The sequence below is a fragment of the Bilifractor sp. LCP21S3_A7 genome, assembly GCF_052118825.1.
Lineage (GTDB): Bacteria > Bacillota > Clostridia > Lachnospirales > Lachnospiraceae > Bilifractor.
Genome location: NZ_JBQKGL010000010.1, coordinates 67,134 through 86,847, shown reverse-complemented (window position 1 = coordinate 86,847; position 19,714 = coordinate 67,134). Strand labels below are relative to the sequence as shown.

At 53.0% G+C, this 19,714-nt stretch carries 15 protein-coding genes; 13 read left to right on the top strand and 2 right to left on the bottom strand.

Annotation, left to right across the window (positions count from 1 at the left end):
• Window positions 1–97 precede the first annotated feature (97 nt).
• The 12 genes from ACTQ1O_RS10345 (at window position 98) to ACTQ1O_RS10290 (ending at window position 16,746) form a co-directional block, all read left to right on the top strand.
• A complete protein-coding gene (locus ACTQ1O_RS10345; protein ID WP_441487175.1) occupies window positions 98–2,698 on the top strand; it encodes a nitrogenase component 1 in 2,601 nt (866 codons plus the stop codon).
• Between the two features lie 148 nt (window positions 2,699–2,846).
• Window positions 2,847–3,056 (top strand): HypC/HybG/HupF family hydrogenase formation chaperone, encoded by a 210-nt coding sequence (locus tag ACTQ1O_RS10340; RefSeq protein WP_441099108.1) that lies wholly within the window; start codon window positions 2,847–2,849, stop codon window positions 3,054–3,056.
• On the top strand, window positions 3,053–4,111 hold the full coding sequence (hypD, locus tag ACTQ1O_RS10335; protein ID WP_441487174.1) for a hydrogenase formation protein HypD: 1,059 nt from the start codon (window positions 3,053–3,055) through the stop codon (window positions 4,109–4,111). The genes ACTQ1O_RS10340 and hypD overlap by 4 nt, the downstream gene beginning before the upstream one ends.
• 152 nt (window positions 4,112–4,263) lie before the next feature.
• Window positions 4,264–5,268, top strand: coding sequence for a hydrogenase expression/formation protein HypE (gene hypE / locus ACTQ1O_RS10330; protein ID WP_441487173.1), 1,005 nt, complete (start codon window positions 4,264–4,266; stop codon window positions 5,266–5,268).
• A 39-nt stretch (window positions 5,269–5,307) separates the two neighbouring features.
• The gene (locus tag ACTQ1O_RS10325) at window positions 5,308–5,559 is read left to right on the top strand and encodes a TM1266 family iron-only hydrogenase system putative regulator (RefSeq protein WP_441487172.1); all 252 of its coding nucleotides are present in this window, start codon (window positions 5,308–5,310) and stop codon (window positions 5,557–5,559) included.
• 20 nt (window positions 5,560–5,579) lie between these two features.
• Entirely contained in the window at window positions 5,580–6,998 is a 1,419-nt protein-coding gene (locus ACTQ1O_RS10320; RefSeq protein WP_441487171.1) for a nitrogenase component 1, read from the top strand.
• Window positions 6,999–7,187: 189 nt separating this feature from the next.
• Entirely contained in the window at window positions 7,188–8,411 is a 1,224-nt protein-coding gene (locus ACTQ1O_RS10315; protein ID WP_441487170.1) for a nitrogenase component 1, read from the top strand.
• Window positions 8,412–8,561: 150 nt separating this feature from the next.
• Window positions 8,562–9,770, top strand: a complete 1,209-nt coding sequence (gene hydF / locus ACTQ1O_RS10310) for a [FeFe] hydrogenase H-cluster maturation GTPase HydF (RefSeq protein WP_441487169.1) — start codon at window positions 8,562–8,564, stop codon at window positions 9,768–9,770.
• A 128-nt stretch (window positions 9,771–9,898) separates the two neighbouring features.
• Window positions 9,899–11,041, top strand: a complete 1,143-nt coding sequence (gene hydE / locus ACTQ1O_RS10305) for a [FeFe] hydrogenase H-cluster radical SAM maturase HydE (RefSeq protein WP_441487168.1) — start codon at window positions 9,899–9,901, stop codon at window positions 11,039–11,041.
• 89 nt (window positions 11,042–11,130) lie between these two features.
• On the top strand, window positions 11,131–13,818 hold the full coding sequence (hypF, locus tag ACTQ1O_RS10300; protein WP_441487167.1) for a carbamoyltransferase HypF: 2,688 nt from the start codon (window positions 11,131–11,133) through the stop codon (window positions 13,816–13,818).
• 204 nt (window positions 13,819–14,022) lie between these two features.
• Window positions 14,023–14,808: a metal-dependent hydrolase gene (locus ACTQ1O_RS10295; protein ID WP_441487166.1), complete on the top strand. Its 786-nt coding sequence runs from the start codon at window positions 14,023–14,025 to the stop codon at window positions 14,806–14,808.
• A gap of 30 nt (window positions 14,809–14,838) precedes the next feature.
• On the top strand, window positions 14,839–16,746 hold the full coding sequence (locus ACTQ1O_RS10290; RefSeq protein WP_441487165.1) for an ABC-F family ATP-binding cassette domain-containing protein: 1,908 nt from the start codon (window positions 14,839–14,841) through the stop codon (window positions 16,744–16,746).
• Window positions 16,747–16,950: 204 nt separating this feature from the next.
• On the opposite strand, the gene ACTQ1O_RS10285 is transcribed toward ACTQ1O_RS10290, so the two are convergent.
• Entirely contained in the window at window positions 16,951–17,493 is a 543-nt protein-coding gene (locus ACTQ1O_RS10285) for a glutathione peroxidase (RefSeq protein WP_441487164.1), read from the bottom strand.
• A gap of 471 nt (window positions 17,494–17,964) precedes the next feature.
• Window positions 17,965–18,228, bottom strand: coding sequence for an HPr family phosphocarrier protein (locus ACTQ1O_RS10280; protein ID WP_441487163.1), 264 nt, complete (start codon window positions 18,226–18,228; stop codon window positions 17,965–17,967).
• Window positions 18,229–18,621: 393 nt separating this feature from the next.
• Here ACTQ1O_RS10280 and asnA point away from each other — a divergent pair, with 393 nt between their 5' ends.
• Window positions 18,622–19,632 carry an aspartate--ammonia ligase gene (asnA, locus tag ACTQ1O_RS10275; RefSeq protein WP_441487162.1) on the top strand — a complete coding sequence of 337 codons (1,011 nt, stop codon included), beginning with the start codon at window positions 18,622–18,624 and terminating at the stop codon, window positions 19,630–19,632.
• The last annotated feature ends 82 nt before the right edge of the window (window positions 19,633–19,714 follow it).

Here is a 19,714-nt window from a genome sequence, read left to right as displayed (position 1 = left end):
GGCAGGGGATTGCCCGGAAAAACAAGCTGACACAGCATTGTCTGGAAACCAGGCCGTCAGAGACTCTTCCGGAAGAATAAGCTGACAGAGGACTGCTTTGAAAAATAAATCTGAGAAGAACTTTAAAATCGAACCGAATTACTACACTGCCGCCGAGCTTTCCCGGGCGGGAAAAGATCATATTCCCGATCTCTATCAGACAGGACGCCACCTGATCTATTCTTCTCCGGCTACACTTGCCTACAATTCACCGGGCGCCGAGGGCTTCGGCGTAAAGCGGGCAGGACTGTCCGTTCCCGGATCGGTCATGCTGATCGTATCGCCTGGGTGCTGCGGCAGAAACACCGCTGAAATCACGAGAATCCGCGGCTATGAAGATCGTTTTTTCTATCTTCAGATGGATGAGACGGATCTGGTTACAGGCCGGCATCTGAAAAAGATACCGGCTGCGGTCCGCCGGATCGCCGGATCTCTTCCGGTGAAGCCGTCCGTGATCATGATCTGCATCACCTGTGCGGATGCTCTCCTCGGCACGGATCTGGAACGGGTATGCCGCAGAGCAGAGAGGGAAGTGAATCTTCCCGTCCGCCCGTGCTACATGTATGCGCTGACGAGAGAGGGCAGAAAGCCGCCGATGGTATATGTGCGGGAATCGCTGTACTCCATGCTTCCCCGTCAGAAGAAGAGAAGCACCAGTGTGAATCTTCTTGGATATTTTGCGCCGCTTCATCCCGAGAGCGAGCTCTTCTCTCTCTTAAAATCTGCGGGAATCCGGAAAATCCGTCAGATTTCAGCCTGTAAGGATGTGAACGATTTTTACAGAATGGGAGAAGCAAACTTCAATCTCGTGCTGAATCCCGAAGCGAGGGGAGCAGCTGAAGCACTCACAAACCGGCTGGGTATTCCCAGCATCGAGCTAACCCGTTTCTACGAGACGGATCTGACCGGGCATCAGTATCAGGCATTCTTTGCGGCACTGGGCATGACTGTTCCGGAGAACGTGAATGCGATGACAAAGGAGAGGGCGGACAGTGCGGGGGCGGCGCTCCGGGCAGAATACCCGGATCTCTCATTCAGCATAGGAGAGGTTGTAAACGCCAATCCTTTTGAGCTGGCGCTTGCTCTTCTGCGGATGGGCTGGAGGGTAACCGAAATTTTTGCAAACCCTGCTGCTGACTGTTATCCCTACATCGACCGCATCGCCGCCCTGTGTCCCGACATCCGGGTGTATTCCAACACAGATCCGTCGATGCTCAGCTATGAAATCCGCAGTGCGGAAGGAACCAGCGGCACGCATATCACCATCGGAAAGGATGCCGCATACTATCATCCGGACGCCCTCCATCTGAATTTCAATGAGGATTCCCAGCCCTTCGGCTATGAAGCTGCCTGGTATCTCTGGGAGAGGCTTGGAGAACTTGTCCGGGAGAAGGTATCACCTGCACGGGAGGGCTCAACTCTGCCGCAAGAATTATCCGCGCAAGAGGAGACGTCAGTCCCGATGGCACCTGAGAAGGCACTTGCCGGACCGGTAAAGGGACTCGATATGTACCTGACTCCCTTTGCCCCGGATCAGTCCGGCGCTGTCTCTGCGCTCTATTCACTCGATGGAATGATCGTCATTCTGGACGCGGGAGGATGCACCGGCAACATTCTCGGATTCGATGAGCCCAGATGGCAGCACCACAAGGCAGCTGTTTTTTCCGCGGGACTCCGCGATATGGATGCCATCATGGGAAGAGACCGGGAGCTTGTTCAGAAGGCTGTCTCTGCATTTTCCGGAACGGAATGCTCGTTCATCGCCCTGGTCGGAACCCCGGTGCCTTCTATTATCGGAACGGATTATCGGGCGCTTGAGCGGATGCTGGAGAAAAAATGCGGATGCCCGGTCATCAGCATACCGACCTGCGGAATGAAAACCTGCGAATCCGGATTGGAGCAGACGTATCTGACCTTATTCCGCTCTTTTTCCGGGAAAGGGAAAGCTTCCTCTTCAGATGGCAATCTGTCTGGCCATTCGCAGAGCGGAACGGCTTTGTCCGGTCACCCGGCAAAGGCGTCCGGAACTGCCGGCGTGATCGGGTGCACTCCGCTGGAATTCGTGGACATCGCGGACCAGAAAAGAATCCGGGATCTTTTGAAGAGCAGAGGATACGGAAGAGTTGTTTTCTACGGCTCTGACGCAGACCGGCAGGATTATGAAAACGCCGGGGAGAACGTCAGGAATTTTGTCCTGTCGGGAGCAGGAATCCGATCCGCCGAATATCTGCGGGAAACCTTCGGCACTCCTTTTGAAGTCGGATATCCGGGCATCGCCGGGTATCTCAGGAACCTGCCGTCCGGTTTTGAAGACACCTGCCGCGCAGGTACCGCAAGAATCCTGATTTTGCACGACCCTGTGGCAGCGGCTTCGCTGAAGGCTGCTCTTCTGGAGAGATTTCCCGGAGAGAAGATCAGAATAGACTGCGCATCCTTTTTTGCGGGAAAAGCCTGTGAACAGGATTCATATACCGTCAGCGGTGTGCCGGTGAAGCCGGATGTGTCCCTTCGGGAGGAAAACGACCTTCTGTCGCTGCTGCGCGAGAAGACCTACGATTATATCTTTGCCGACCCCGCCATTGCGAAGATTCCGGCGGGAGGGGCATCCCTGATTTCATTCCCGAGCTTTGCCATATCGGGGAAAAGAATTCTTACCTGAGAGGGCATCAGCCACAAGAACAGAAACCGTGTTTTATCATATTTGTGCAGAGCTTTGAAAAATTTTTTGATCATGATGTTTTAGAAGGCTTTTTAGGAGAGCCTTGAAGAAATTTGCAGCAAATGCATCAGAAAGGAAGTAAACAGACATGTGTGTTGGAATATCCGCTAAAGTGGTCAGTATAAAGGGAGGCGTCGCGATTGTAGACGCCGGCGGCGCAAAGAAGACCGTTTCCTCCGAGCTTCTTACCGACCTGAATCCTGGAGATTATGTGATGGTGCACGCGGGATCGGCGATTGCGAAGATCACCGATGACGATGAGGAGGAGACGGATTCTCTGCTGGAGGACCTCAGATGAACCAGATGGACAGAGCAATAAGCATCCTCCGTGGATATGACGGACCGGAGGTGCGGATTATGGAAGTGTGCGGCACACATACCCACGAGATTTTCCGTCAGGGCATACGGGGCATTCTTTCTCCGGCGATTCACATGATCTCCGGACCCGGATGTCCGGTCTGCGTGACCGGGACGGGCTATATCGATGAGGCACTGTGGCTGGCGGAAGAAAAGGAATGCACCATTCTCACCTTCGGAGATCTGGTCCGTGTCCCAGGCTCCAGGGAATCTCTGCAGAAGGCGCGCGCAAAGGGCGCAAAGATCCGCACAGTGTATTCTCCACAGGACGGTGAAGCATACGCGGCCGCACACCCGGAGGAGGAATGCGTTTTTCTCTCGGTCGGATTCGAGACGACCACGCCCAGTTCCTGTATCGCGGTAAAAAATGCGATTCGCGATGGAATCCGGAATTTCAGTCTCCTCACGGCCAACAAAACGATGCCCATGGCCTACGAGGCGATGAAGGATTCTACCGATCTGTTCCTCTACCCAGGCCATGTACATGCGATAACCGGGCTCTCCATACCGCGTATGCTCGCGGATACCCATCAGGTATCCGGTGTATGCGCCGGCTTTACGGCCAGAGAACTCGTAACCGCCCTTGCGGTTGCCGTGACGAACTTTGAAAAGGGCGGATATTTTTTCGTGAACTGTTATCCCAGAGTCGTCCGGGAGGAGGGACAGCCGGAGGCGATCCGGCTCGTTGATTCCATGATGGAACCCTGTGATGATCTGTGGCGGGGAATTGGCCGGATTGAAGGCTCCGGAATGAGGCTGCGGCCGGAATACGCGGAATATGACGCCAGAAGCCGATACCAGATTCCTCCCATGCAGGGCAGAACAAATAGCGGATGCAGATGCGGATCCGTGCTCCAGGGCAGGATCGAGCCCGGGCAGTGTCCACTGTTCGGAAAAGTCTGCACGCCGGAGCATCCGGCCGGGGCGTGTATGGTATCCTCCGAGGGAGCGTGCAGCGCATACTATCTTTACGGATCCCATCAGACGCTTCTCTGATCGCGAGAAGTATCTGCACTTTTGCCGCAGCCGTTCCGCGGGCGGCAGGGGGGCATGAAATCACCGCTCCGATCAGAGCATGTAACAGCAGCAGCCCTGTTCGTGACATATTTTGGAGACATTTACCCAGAAGGAAGGATAAGCTGATAATAATGAACGATACAGTCACACTTGCGCACGGCGCAGGCGGTAAACAGACGGCCGAGCTGATCGACCGCGTTTTCAGAAAACATTTTCAAAACCGGTATTTCACATCCGATGACGCCTCCGTACTCCCGGCGCCCTCCGGGAAGATGGCAATGACGACGGACGGATTTATTGTGTCCCCGGCGTTTTTCCCTGGCGGAAATATCGGCAAGCTGTCAATCTGCGGAACGGTCAACGATCTGACGTGCATGGGCGCCAGACCTCTTTACATGACCTGTGCCTTTGTCATAGAAGAAGGATTTTCCATGAACGATCTGGAGAAGATCGTGTCCTCGATGGAAAAAACAGCGGCAGAGGTGGGAGTCAATCTGGTCGCTGGAGATACCAAGGTCGCCGGAAAGGGGCAGGCAGACGGATGCTTTATCACGACGACCGGAGTCGGTGAAATTATTGACGGTGTATCGACATCGGGAAAATTTGCGGCTCCCGGAGATTCCGTGATCGTAACCGGAGATATCGGACGTCACGGCACGGCAATTCTCCTTGCCAGGGACGACTATGGAATTGATGCGGATGTGACGACTGACTGTGCGCCGCTGTGGCATCCGATTCACGCGCTTCTTCAGGAGGTTCCCGGTGTTCACGTGATCCGTGACGCTACGAGAGGAGGTGTCGGCACCGTTCTCTACGAGATTGCAAGGGAGGCAGGTGTCGGTATCTCCCTCGAAAGAAACAAAATTCCCGTCGCAGAAGAAGTAAAAGGCGTTACAGGAATGCTGGGCCTTGAACCTCTTTACCTTGCCTGTGAGGGGACCATGGTACTTTTTGTGCCGGAAAACCTGACCGGTAAGGCTCTGAACATCCTGCGCGGGCAGAAATATACTTCCGGAGCGGCTGTCATCGGTACAGTAACCGCCGAGAATAGCGGAAGAGTTATTATGGAGACTGAAATCGGAGCAAAGACCTATCTCCCGGAACCCGGAAACGAGCTCCTGCCAAGAATCTGCTGACAGGGATGCGTTATGATAAATCGGAGGTTGGAAGGACAAATGGATAGCGAAACACGGGTTGCAGTCATATCAATTATTGTTGAGAATCCGGACGCGGTATCCGAAGTCAACCGGATTCTTCACGAGGGAAGCAGTTTCATCATCGGGAGAATGGGAATTCCCTACCGTGCGAGAAAAATTAACATCATCAGCATTGTTCTGGATGCGCCGCAGCCAGTTATCAGCGGAATTTCCGGAAAGCTCGGAACCATTGACGGCGTCAGCGTGAAAACCGCTTACTCCAACATTTAACGGTCTTATTCGAGGTAGCTATGCTTCATTCGCTGAATACGCCGGATAACGGCCGAAACAATATCATAAAAATCCGGGACGCTGCCACGGGACGTACCTTTCCCTGGGGGCTGGAATATAACTGTCCCGTGCATGAACACTGGAATATCGTTCACACCGGCATGCTGATTCCGGAATGTCATCAGATCTATGTCTGCACAGATAATTGTCTGCGCGGCGTCATTATGACGGCAGATGAGATGGATGCCGCCGACCGCATTTCATCCGTCATGCCGGACGAAACGGAAATCTTCGACGGAAGACTGGAGGAGATCACCATACGCGGGATCAAGGATGTGATCCGAAAGCTGCCGGAGCGGCCGCGGGCGGTTCAGCTTTTTCCGGTCTGCATGCATCATTTCATCGGATGCGATATGCGATACATCTTCGATCAGGTGGAGAAGGCATTCCCGGAGATTGACTTCATGGAGTGTTTCATGGACCCGATCCGGCAGAAGCTGACGACCACACCGGAACAGCGGCAGCGTTTTCAGATGATGAAGGTGCTCGCAAAAGAGAACGTACCGGCAGATTTTTCAAGCGTGAGCATACTCGGAGAGAATCTGCGGACGAGGGACAGTGACTTCCTGGAAATCCTTCAGCAGGAGGGGTTCCGAATCCTGCAGGTGCAGGACTGCCGGACGTATGATGAATATCTTGCGATGGGACGCTCCTTTCTGTGGATCACGAAGTCACCGCTGTCCAGATATGGTCTGGAAAGGGCGTCGTCTCTTGGCGGGAGAAAGAGCCTCTATCTCCCCGCTGCTGTGAATTATGACGAAATCGACGATCAGCTCGGCTCTCTTATGAATCTGTTGTGTGAAGTCAGCGGCAGATCACGGGCGGAAGCCGGAGAGAAGCTCTCGGTCCGGATCAGAGAGCAGCGCGCGCTGACGGAAACGGCATTCCAGGAGGCAAGAGCTGTCATCGGTGACACGCCGATTGTGCTGGACTACATCTGCGAGCCAAGGCCCGTGGGATTCGCCAGGATTCTTCTGGAGCATCATCTCAATGTCGTGCGCATCCTGGCGGATCAGGTGAGCCCGGAGGAAGCTGCTGACCTGGCCGCACTGAAAGAAATGTATCCAGATATTGAGCTGATGTCTACATGCGCCGCAGATTCACTGTATGAACGGGGGCGATTTGCCGCACCTGGAAAAGTCCTCGCGGTCGGCCCGAAAGCCTCGTTTTTTACAGGAAGCCCGTATTTCGTCAACGCGATAGAAGCCGACGGTGCCACCGGATACATGGGAATCCGGCACATGCTGCGGCTGATGTGCGATGCGCTCCGGGAACCGAAAAATCCCGAGATTGTAACGGGAAAAGGCCTTGGTCTTCCCGGTGTCTGGGATTCACAATGCGGAGAGCATACGAAGAAGGGCACGTTTTTTCTGACCTGAACAATATGCCATAACCTGTAAAAGCTGCGGATTGCTCCGTACTTCGCACTCCCGCAGTCTTACAGGTGACTGATTTCGTCGGTCAGCCGCGGCGTTAGCCCATCGCTTCAAACTTTGTGTGGGGGATGTGGCTCACTGCCCGCACATATTCGCACTTTCGAGCCGCTGACAGGGAGAGAGAATCTGACGATGAAAGAGACCTACAGAGTGCTTCCGGTCTGGGCCGGAGATGTATCCGGCATTGCGGGAGCTCTATATGAATTCGGAGGAATGACGGTCATCCATGACCCCTCCGGGTGTAATTCCACCTATAATACGCATGATGAACTGCGCTGGTACCGGGAACCTTCAAACATCTTTATTTCCGGGCTTAACATGAAGGACGCCGTTCTGGGAAACGATGAGCGGTTTATCCGGGATATCCTGAATGCGCAGAATTCCCTTCCGGCGCGTCCGGAATTCATCGCGCTCTGTAATTCACCGGTGCCATGGCTGAATGGAACGGATTTCGAAGCCATTGCAGGCATTCTGGAACGAAAAACCGGAATACCATCGTTCTATGTCCCTTCAAACGGATGTCATGACTACGCACGGGGAGCGGGCCTCGCCTGGCAGAGACTTCTGCAGAAGTTTCTCGGAGAACAAAAAAACACCGCGGCGAAGGCCTGCGTCAGAAGAAAAGAGGGAGAGACCATTTCTGTCAATGTGTTCGGTATGATGCCGCTTGACTTTGCGGCAGAGGGATCCGCGCTTTCTCTGGAAAAGCTTCTCCGGAAACGAGGATTACAGATCCGGACCGCTCTGGCGGATGGTAATACCTGCAGCTTCCGCCGCCTTCCCGACATGGCGGAGGCGGACGTCTCGCTGGTTCTCTCAAAGGCAGGGCTTCCTCCGGCAAAATATCTGAGCGACAGATACGGCATCCCATATGTGATCGGCGTTCCGCTTGACGATGAGGACGATCCCACTCTGCAGCAGCTTGTGACTGCAAGATTCAAGGGAGCAGCTTTACGGGAAAAGGAGCCGGAAAATGAGGCACCGGACTCCCGCCCGCCGGTGATTTTTCTCACAGAGCCGGTACTGGGCGCATCGCTTGCTTCGATGGTCCGCCGGAGAACCGGACGAAAAACCATCGTCGTCGACCCGCTGGAAACCGATCCGTCCGTACGGATTCCCGGTGTTGATGCCGCTTGTTTTGGCGAAGAGGAAATCGAGGCCTTTCTGCCGCAATTTCCGGATGCGGATCTCATCTGCGATCCCATGTATGACCATATCCTTTCGGAGCCCGACCGCACACGCCGGATTTTTCTTCCGACGCTTGCGCTTTCCGGAAGAATCTACCGGAATCATTTCGTCAACTATTTTGACAGCGGCATTTCAGACAGACTGGTTCGCCTTCTGCTCTCAGGTTGATTTCGGCCATCTCTGCATTTTTCCTCTCCCCATAAGCATAAATACCGGGAAAAAGGAAGGATGCATCCTGACACAGAATCCTCAGACAGGGCAATTTGCGTATGAAATTGTTGGATACACATAAATTCAGGACATCAGGAGGAAACAGTTATGAGCATGAATGAAACACCCTCATCAGAAAGAGTGCAGATCGGATTCTTCGGACGCAGGAATGCCGGAAAATCCAGTGTAATCAACCGTCTGACCGGACAGAGCCTTTCCGTGGTATCGGATGTCCCCGGCACGACAACTGATCCGGTCCGGAAGGCCATGGAAATCCACGGGCTCGGACCCTGTGTGGTCATTGACACCGCGGGCCTTGACGATGTGGGAGAGCTCGGAGCGCTGAGGGTCCAAAAGACAAAGGACATGATGGATCGGATTGATCTTGCCGTCATTGTAATCGGGGATGGTAAAATATCTCCGGATGAGAAGGAACTTCAGACCCGGTTCGCAAAAAAGAATATTCCTGTCATCTTGTGCTTCAACAAGCAGGATCTCGGTCTGCCCGTCTCGCTGCCGGAGGATGCGGTTCAGGTCTCAGCGGAGACCGGATACGGTTTTGATGAGCTGACGCATGCCATCCGGGTCCGGGCGAAAGAGAAGATCCGGACAGCGGGGATGCTGGATGATCTTATCGTGAAAAATAATACTGTCATTCTGGTTATTCCCATGGACGCGGAAGCCCCGAAGGGAAGGATTATTCTTCCTCAGCAGATGGTTCTCCATGAGATTCTGCTCCACCACGCTTCCGCCTGTGTGTGCCAGACGGAAGAACTGGCAGATGTCCTGAACCAGAACCCGGCTTGCCGTCTGGTCATCACCGACTCCCAGGCGTTTTATCGGGTGAAGGATATCGTTCCGGACAACGTTCCGCTCACCTCTTTTTCCATTCTGATGGCCCGGTACCGCGGCTATCTTAAAGCAGCTGTTGAAGGCGTACAGGAAATAGAAAAACTGACGGACGGAGACACGGTTCTTGTGGCTGAGGGATGCACACATCGCCGGACCTGCGGAGACATCGGATCCGTAAAGATTCCGGCGCTTTTAAAAAAATACACCGGCAGAAAACTGAACATCGAACTGTCTTCAGGCAGCACGATGAAAGAAGACCTGTCCTCCTGCCGGCTCGTTATCCACTGTGGCGGGTGTGTGCTCAACGACCGGGAGATGGCTTCACGGCGCGATCACGCCATCAGTCAGGGTACACCCATTACAAATTACGGCATTGCGGTTTCCTATATGCGGGGAATCCTCGGACGGTCCCTTCGCATGCTCCCGGAATTCTCGGAACTCGCGGCAAAGCTTCCATCTGTCTGAAAACAGCTTCCGGCAGCCGGAAGCCAGCCTCTCCAGAAGTGACAAAGCAGCGGAGCAGGCGGCTTTATGCAGCATGTGGCGCTGTTTACAGCATGACGGTTTACAGAAAGGCATGGAGGCAGAATTTTATGAACAATAAGGACAGAATCCGCCGGCTCCGGGAACAGAAGGTACTTCCCCGGGATGATTTCAAGGCTCTGCTTACAACGATGAATCCGGAGGAGGAAGAATTTCTGGCCGGGAACGCCAGGGAAGTCCGGGAGCAATATTACGGAAACGAGGTGTACCTGCGGGGTATCATTGAATTTTCCAGCTACTGCAAAAATGACTGCTATTACTGTGGAATACGGAAAAGCAACATGAAGGCCCAACGTTATCACCTGACCCGTGAACAGATTCTCGAATGCGCCGATATCGGATATCAGCTGGATTTTCGAACCTTCGTGCTCCAGAGCGGTGAAGACCTGTCCTACAGCACCGAGGATATCTGTGATATTGTCAGCAGCATCCGCAGAAAGCATCCGGACTGCGCGGTAACTCTTTCGATCGGCGAGAAAACCAGGGAAGAATATCAGGCATACTTTGACGCCGGAGCAGAGCGGTATCTGCTGCGTCAGGAAACTTCAGATCCGGAACATTATGCCAGGCTTCATCCGGCGGAGCTTTCCATCCGGAACCGCAAGCGCTGCCTCAGCGACCTGAAATCCATCGGCTATCAGGTCGGCTGCGGGATCATGGTTGGAAGTCCTTATCAGACCTGGGACAATGTCATTACTGATCTTTTGTATATGCGGGATCTGCAGCCGCAGATGATCGGAATCGGCCCGTTCATCCACCACAAGGATACCCCGTTCCGTTATGAACCGGATGGAACGCTGGAGGATACGCTCCATCTGCTGAGCATCCTGAGATTAATGTTTCCGGCATCGCTTCTCCCGGCGACCACGGCACTCGGAACGATTCATCCCAGGGGTAGAGAGATGGGAATACTTGCCGGCGCAAATGTTGTCATGCCAAACCTGTCTCCAAAGGGGGTCCGGGCGAAATATATGCTCTATGACGGAAAGATCTGCACGGGGGACGAGGCTGCGGAATGCAGGGCGTGTATGGCGAGGCGGATCGAAACAACCGGGTGCCACGTTGTGATATCCAGAGGCGATCACCCCGACTTTCGCGGTGCAGCGGAGAAACAGACAGGTGTGAACCATGAATCATTTCCTGTCGCTTCTGTTTCCGGCGGTGCGGGGGAGACGGGAAACAGGAAGGTCTGAAGCCGTATCGGCTGCAGAAAACCGCGTATTACGACAGGTCACAGGCTGTGAAAAACCGGAGGAGTCTGACAGCCAGGAGGATATGGAAAATGACAGACACCGCAGACATCATCAGACAGATCAAAATATACGGCATTGTACAGGGGGTCGGCTTCCGGCCGACAGTTTCCAGACATGCGGCTGCCTGCGGCATCCGTGGCACTGTCTGCAACAAGGGTTCCTTCGTCGAGGTGATTGCTGAGGGAACCGACGCAAAAATCAGCGCGTTTATCCGTCTGGTCCGCGAACAGCCGCCGAGACGGGCAGTGATTCTGAAGATGGATGTCCGTCCACTGAAAACAGCGGTACATTTTTCGGATTTTTCAATTATTGAAAGCCGGAAGACAAAAGGAGAGATCTTTGTGTCCCCGGACATCGCCATTTGTGACGAATGCCGGGCGGAGCTGCTGAATCCATCTGACCGGAGATATCTGCATCCTTTTATCAACTGCACCTCGTGCGGCCCGAGGCTTACGATCCTTGAATCTCTTCCCTATGATCGGGAGCGGACATCCATGAAGGTATTCCCCATGTGCCCGGAATGCCGTCACGAATATGTCACCCCTTCCACGCGCAGATATGACGCCCAGCCTGTCTGCTGCAACGACTGCGGTCCCCATGTTTACATCCTTCCAAAAGACGGGAGTGCGCCCTCGGTCACCGGCAGGGAGGCGATCCTGGAGACCCGGCGCATCCTGATCGATGGCGGCATCGCAGCGGTCAAGGGCATCGGTGGCTTTCATCTCTGCTGCGACGCCTCCAATACAGAGGCCGTCCGGCGTCTCCGCGAGCTGAAGCACCGGCCGTCAAAACCTTTTGCGGTGATGATGCAGGACGAAGCCTGTGTGCAGGCCGAGTGTTTCCTGACAGAGGAACAGAAAGCCATCCTGACAGGTCACCAGAAGCCGATTCTTCTCCTGCAAAAGAAAGACAACATCCGACTGTCGCCAGCAGTGGCGCCGGATAATCCCAGCGTCGGCGTTATGCTCCCTTACGCTCCGGTTCAGATTCTTCTCTTCCAATATGATGATGGCCGCTCCATGACGCCTATGCTGGTTATGACAAGCGGAAATGTCAGCGGAGCGCCGATCTGTCACAACGACCGGGAGGCACTTGAAGAGCTTTCCTCCATCGCAGATATCATCCTGTCGAACAACCGCGCAATCAATATCCGCTGTGACGACTCCGTCATGGATTTCTACCGGAACAACCCGTACATGATCCGAAGATCCAGAGGCTACGCGCCGCTCCCATACATGGTTACCGAAGGACCGGCCCCCGGACGGACGGTTCTGGCAATCGGAGGCGAACTGAAAAACACCTTCTGTATCGGAAAAGGAAACCTTTTTTATCCATCATCTTATATCGGAGATCTTGCAGATGTCCGCAGCGCGCAGGCACTCCGGGAGACAGTCGGACGTTTTGAGACCCTGCTTGAGGCAAAGCCGGATCTGGTTGTCTGTGATCTCCACCCCGGTTACCGGTCCACAGAAATCGCCGGAGAACTCGCGACAGGCGTCCCGCTGGTGCGCGTCCAGCACCACTACGCCCATATTCTCTCCTGTATGGCGGAAAATGACCGGACGGATCCCGTGCTTGGCCTCTCCTTCGACGGCACCGGCTACGGAACCGATGGCACGATCTGGGGCGGAGAAGTATTGCTTGCGGACACGCACAGTTTCCGAAGACTTGGAAGTGTGGAACCCTTCCTGCATATCGGCGGAGATACCGCCTCGCGGGAGGGGTGGCGGATCGCCGCATCCTTGATCATAAGCCTGTTCGGAAAGAATGACCGGGGACATGGATCCCGTGACAATTGCGCGGTTCTCTCGTTCCCGAAGAATGACAGAGGACATGAATCCCGTGACAATTGCGGAATTTTCACGCTCCCGGATCAGGGCGGCAGCCCATTATCACAGGGGGAACGAATTCCTCCGTGGAGCCGGAATGAAATCGATCATCTGTCGCCGGAAGAGATCATGGCAGCGCTTGATCTCTGTTCTCCGACAGAGGCCGGAATTATGCGAAAAATGCACGAAAAGCGGCTGAATGCCGTCGTATCTACGAGCTGCGGGAGAATCTTCGACGCAGTCAGCGCAATCCTTGGTATCCGCAGAGCATCAACCTTCGAAGGAGAAGCCTCTACCACCTTAATGTACCGCGCCCTGCAGTACCAGAAGAACCATTGTGACACAGAGAATTCATACAACACGGATCTGAATAACCGGGATTCATATAATATAGATTCATATAATATGGCTTCATATAATATGACTTCATATAATATGGAATTATCTAACAGGCAATTATCTAATCTGGATCCATATTACAATCCAGAAGCCGCAGTGAAAAAAAACGTCAAACCGGAAACTGAGATTTCCGGTTCCGGAATATTCCGGATTCCCACCGGAAGGATTGTCAGACGGATCATTCTGGGTAAGCTTTCCGGAGAAGATCCGGACCGGCTTGCCTGGGTATTTCATGATTTGCTCGCGAGAGAGACCTGCCGTCTGCTCGTTCATCTCCGCAGGCTGGACTGCCGTCTGCCCGACACCGTTGCCTTATCCGGCGGATGCTTTCAGAACACGCTCCTTCTCGAGATGATGCAGAATCTGCTCGAAAAGAACGGCTTTCACGTGCTTACGCATCACCTGGTTCCCCCAAACGACGGAGGGATCGCGCTCGGGCAGGCATATTACGGCGCCTGCCTCAGCGGGGAAGATCTGCCTGTGAGGTAACCTGACAGTCACCCCGGAAAAACACCTGCGATATTTCCGGCCGGGGAAATCCCGCTTCTGAGGCAACCTGATGATCACCCCGGAAAAAGCACCTGCGATGTGTCCGGGCGGGGCAGCTCTGCTCTCCGAGGTGCCCCTTGCGAAAAAACAGTGATCCGTTATAATAGTCGCAGAAAAAATATCAGGGGAGAAGATCATTCACGCATGCTTGGAAGGACGCATTTTTTTATTGGAATCACGACAGCACTGGCGATTTTTGAGCCGTCCTCCCTGCCGATACTTGTGGCAGGAACCGGGGCCGCAGCCATGGGAGGAATTCTGCCCGATATAGACGCCGGAACGTCCGGGGCCTCAAGAGAGACTGAGAAAATCATCGGGGTATGCACCGCAGCAGTATCCCTGATAATACTGGCCGATTATTTCTTCCATATCGGTATCTATCAGTCACTGATGTCCCGGAGCAGCACATCGCGTGTTATCGCCGGAATCGCAGCCTTTCTCCTTCTGTGCGTCATCGGGAGGAGAACACATCACAGGAGCTTTATGCATTCCTTTGCAGCGATGATCCTTTTCTGCCTCTGTGTCAACGTCATCTTTCCCCAGATCACCTGTTATTTTGCCGCAGGATACCTCTCCCACCTGCTCACAGATCTTCTGAACCGGCAGTGGGAACTGCTTCTGTGGCCGTCAAAACGTGGATTTTCTCTAAAAATGTTTCGCTCGGACGGCGTCGTCAACTGGCTGATGTTTGTCGCCTTCTTGTGTACCTCTGTCTACCTGATTCTGGTGTTTTCCCCGTTGAAACCACTGGCAGACGCAATCACGGCCGGGATCAAGCCGAAACTGGCTGCCGCAGTCACAGCCGCAATCAAGCCGAAACTGACCGCCGCAATCACAGCCGCAATCAAGCCGAAACTGACCGCCGCAATCACAGCTGCAGTCAGGGGGAAAATGTCGGGAGGTTCACTGCCCGGATCATCGTTTATCTGACAGCAGGTCAAAACTTAAGGAGACAAAGAAATGCTTCTTGAAATAAAAGACGGGACAGTAAGCCGTGACGGCATCCCGGTACTCAGCCGTTTTTCCTTTGAGATCCGGGGAACGGAGAAGGCAGCAGTTGTCGGCCGGAACGGCGCGGGAAAGACGACACTGCTCGACGTAATATCCGGAAAGCTGGACCTGGATACCGATGAAAAGCATCCGGACGCGGGGCTCACCCGCTCACGGGCTTTTACGACGGGAATGATGGATCAGAGGTTTGCCGGGGATCCGGACAAAACCCTTGAGCAGGCAGTTCTGGAAGCGGTGATGTCCGGTAAACCGGCTGGATACCGGTATTCCAGGGACCGTTATTACTATGAACAGCTCTATGACCGGATGCTCACGGGCTTCGGGCTCGCCAAGAGTGACAAGACCAGGAAACTTTGTGAATTTTCAGGCGGAGAACAGCGTAAGATCATGTTGATCCGGCTCCTCCTGGCCGAACCCGATGTTCTGATCCTCGACGAGCCCACCAATCATCTGGATCTTGAATCGGTAGAATGGCTTGAACATTATATCCGCCGCTATCCGAAGGCGGTGATCCTGGTATCGCATGACCGATATTTTATCAACCGGACTGCTGATGTGATCTGGGAGGTCGCAGGCGGACAGGTTACCCGGTATTCCGGAGGGTACACCGCCTATACGGAAGAAAAGGTACGGCGATACCAGAGACAGCTGAAGGCATATGAGGCGCAGCAGGCGGAGATCCAGAGAGAAAGAGAACTGATCCTGAAATTCAGGAACAAACCCAGGAAGGCTGCCTTTGCCCGCTCCAGAAAAAAAATCCTTGACAGGATGAATCCTGTGGAAAAGCCGCGAACGGACGATGCTTTCATACACACCGGAGACCTGCTTCCCGCGCGCTCGGGCAGCAAATGGGTCTTTGAATGCGTACATATGAAGATCGGTTACCAGAAGGACCGCCCTCTCAAGGAAATCTCTTTCCGGATTCGCAGAGGACAGAAAATCGGTGTAATCGGGCCGAACGGGTCCGGAAAATCAACCTTTCTCAAGACGGTCGCGGGTCTTCTGTCCCCTCTGGATGGAGAGCGGAAGAGTGGCGCACACATCGAATCTGCCTATTTTGATCAGTTCTCCGCCGAAATTGCCGGAGAAGAGGCAGAAAGAAATGTTCTGGAATGGTTCCATGACCGTTATCCTTCGATGAACGAGAAAGAAATCCGTGATTTTCTGGCTGGTTATCTGTTTCACGCCAGAGACCTCGGAAAAATGGTGAAAAACCTGTCCGGCGGGGAAAAATCGCGCCTGGTGCTTGCCGCTCTGCTGTATCCCCGCCCGAATTTTCTGATTCTGGATGAACCGACAAATAATATGGACATTCCCGCAAAGGAAACACTGGAATCTCTCTTTCGATGCTACAGAGGAACCATACTTTTTGTCTCTCATGACCGGTACTTTCTGAGCCGCGTGGCGGACTCTCTTTTACTGTTTGATTCCTGTGAAACCGGAATCCACTACTATCCGTTCGGATATGACCACTATATGGAACAGAGGGAGCTCGCGAAAAGCGGAACAGACATCGCCGCGCTGCGGACCGCTGAGGATCAGCGGTTAATTGAGGAATTAAAGGCGGTTCCGAAGGCAGAACACTTCCGCCTTCGGGAATTCTCCACTGAAGAAGCGACACTTGACTGGCGTTTCGGCCTGATCCGACCGGAGCTGGAGACCTCCGGGGAAGCCTTCCGGAAGATCTGCCTAAGGATGGAAGAGGAACAGAGGCAGATTCCGGAAACGCTGGAAGAGTACATGAATGCCGATTCCACAAACTTTCATCAACGCGAAGAGGCGAGAGATGTCTGGACTGAAAAATGTCTGGACTGGTATGATGTATGGCTCGACACCCGGGAAGCAGAGGACCCGTAACGAGATAAAACACGCTGTGCGAGTTTTATCTCGCTATCGCGACGCTCGCCGCACACGAATACTTCGCATTCGGCTGTGGCTCACTGTTCGCGTAAAAAGCATAAATTGCCCGGAACCGGAAAATTCTCCGGCCCCGGGCAATTACATTCTGGATCAGAAATCAGATCAGTGTAATCCGTCCAGATCTTCATTGTTTCTTTCCCTTTAAATCAGTTTTTCGATCTCCGCGCTTACATCCTTCATTTTTTCCGTGGGCTCAAAACGCGCCACAACATTTCCTCCGCGGTCCACCAGAAATTTGGTGAAATTCCATTTGATTTCCGGATTGTTCTTGTAATCGCTGTCGATCTTCTTCAGCATGGTGCTCATCATCAGAGCGGTGGGACCCTTGCCAAATCCATGGAATCCCTGCTGGCTCTTCAGATATTTATAGAGCGGGAGAGCATTCTCACCGTTCACATCCGATTTCTTCATCTGCGGGAACTGTGTGTTGTATTTCAGGGTGCAGAACTGATGGATTTCCTCATCAGTTCCCGGAGTCTGTCCGGCGAACTGATTGCACGGAATATCGATGATTTCAAGTCCCTTATCATGAAAGACCTCGTAAATTTCCTCCAGATCTTTGTATTGCGGAGTAAATCCACAGCCGGTCGCGGTGTTCACGATCAGCATAACTTTCCCCTTGAACTGTCCAAGTGAAACTTCCTCTCCCTGAGGAGTTGTTACCGAATAATCATAAATACTCATTCTGTCGTCCTTTCTGCTGTTCCGCCGGCGTCATCATCTGTGATTCATTCTCCTCTGCAGATGGCCATGATCTGACGGCAGCATAAAATATTATCTGTTCTTTCTTTTAAATTGAGTGCTATAACATCGCGTAGAAGTTTTATGCAATTTCATTGTATCAAACTTAATAAGAAAAGCAAGCGTTTTTTTATTTTTTCAATTACGTTTTTCAGGCATGTATCTGTACGGAAAACGGTTAATGAGATAAAACACGCTGCGCGAGTTTTATCTCGCTATCGCGACGCTCGCCGCACACGAATACTTTGCATTCGGCTGCGGCTCACTGTTCGTGTAAAAAAAGCCGCAGGCTTTTACACCTGCGGCTTTGCGGAACCCAAAGCAGCCTGACGGCTCATACCGTCGCGGCACAACGCACCTGTTACCAGGTTCCTCCGTCACCGCCACTAAGAACGAGGATATGGCGGCTGCTTTTTATATGACCCGGGCCATCTGATCATCCTGTACCAGATAATCCCGGACTGCTTCTTCGAGCATTTCCTGATCAGCCTTGCGATCGGTATGCGCCTCCAGAAAAGCGTTCCGACCTACCCCAAAGTAGATCACACCAAGAACCGACTTGGCGTCGATCACGGTTCTGCCGCTGTGCAGATCAACATCAAAAGGCATTTTCTGTATTCTGGCCGAAAAAACAGACGCTTCCTCAACGGAAGGAATATTTACAATGTAACGAGTCATACTCTCACTCTCCTTCATGCTTACAAAGCAGGTCCGGTTTCAGTCTCGGACACCATCTCAAGATGGGATCGATCCCACATACGATATGAGAACGCTGCCATCTTTCGCAGACATAATAACATCAGAAGAATGGATTACCATTCAAATCTGTAGATCCATCAGTCATAATTTGCAGGCCTGTGTCAGAACAGACCGGAAGCATCGACGCCGGGAGATCTCTCGTCTTATTTCTCAAAGCACATTCCGGCAAAAGTCGTCTGAATTTTAAGTATTTCATCGGTACGGTGTGCTTGTTTTCGTTTATAATTTGTTGTTCGTCGGTGAAAAATGTGCTATTGTAGCTAAGTCAGAAGTACTTGACCTACTTTAGAAGAACCATAGGAGGAATAGACCATGAGCAGCATTTTTATTCCGGACGGCTACCATTCGGAACTTGATCTGAAGGAAACGCAGATCGCGATAAAGAAAGTTAAAGATTTTTTTCAGAACCAGCTGGCCGCGGAGCTCAATCTTCAGCGTGTGTCAGCGCCTCTTTTCGTAGATCCGGAATCCGGCCTGAACGATAACCTGAACGGGGTGGAAAGACCTGTCAGCTTCGGAATTAAAGAGCAGAATGAACGAAAGGCTGAAATCGTTCAATCCCTCGCGAAATGGAAGAGATACGCTCTCGGGCGCTACGGCTTTCAGCCGGGACAGGGACTCTACACGGATATGAATGCGATCCGTCGGGACGAGGACACAGACAACATTCATTCTATCTATGTGGATCAGTGGGACTGGGAACGCGTCATCACAAAGGAGGAGCGGAACCGCGAGACGCTTCACAGGATCGTAAAGAATGTTTACGAAGCCCTCCATGTGACAGAAAAGTATGTCGAGAACAAATTTGAATATGTGCACTGCATCCTGCCAGAGCAGATCACCTTTGTGACCTCCCAGGAGCTTGAAGATATGTATCCGGACGACTCCCCGAAAGACCGCGAGTACAAGTTTGCCAAAATTCACGGTGCGATCTTCATCGAGCAGATCGGCGGAAGACTGAAGTCCGGTGAGAAGCACGACGGACGAGCGCCGGATTATGATGACTGGTCTCTGAACGGTGACATTATTGTATATTATCCGGTCACTGATATTGCTCTGGAGCTTTCCTCAATGGGTATCCGGGTGGATGAGGATTCTCTGAAACTTCAGCTGAAGGAAGCCGGATGTGAGGAGAGAGCGGAGCTTCCCTTCCAGAAAGCAATTCTTGAGAAGAAGCTTCCGTACACCATCGGTGGCGGAATCGGACAGTCCCGTATCTGCATGTTCTTCCTCAGAAAGGCGCATATCGGAGAAGTTCAGGTCTCCCTGTGGCCGGAGAAAGATCTGAAGTACGCAGCGGACCACGGTGTAACACTTCTCTGATGAACAGGCGCCCCGTTTTGCGCGGAATTACCTGCGGACAATGACCGTTCGCATACGTTTTCTCATTGCCGTTTGCCTCATG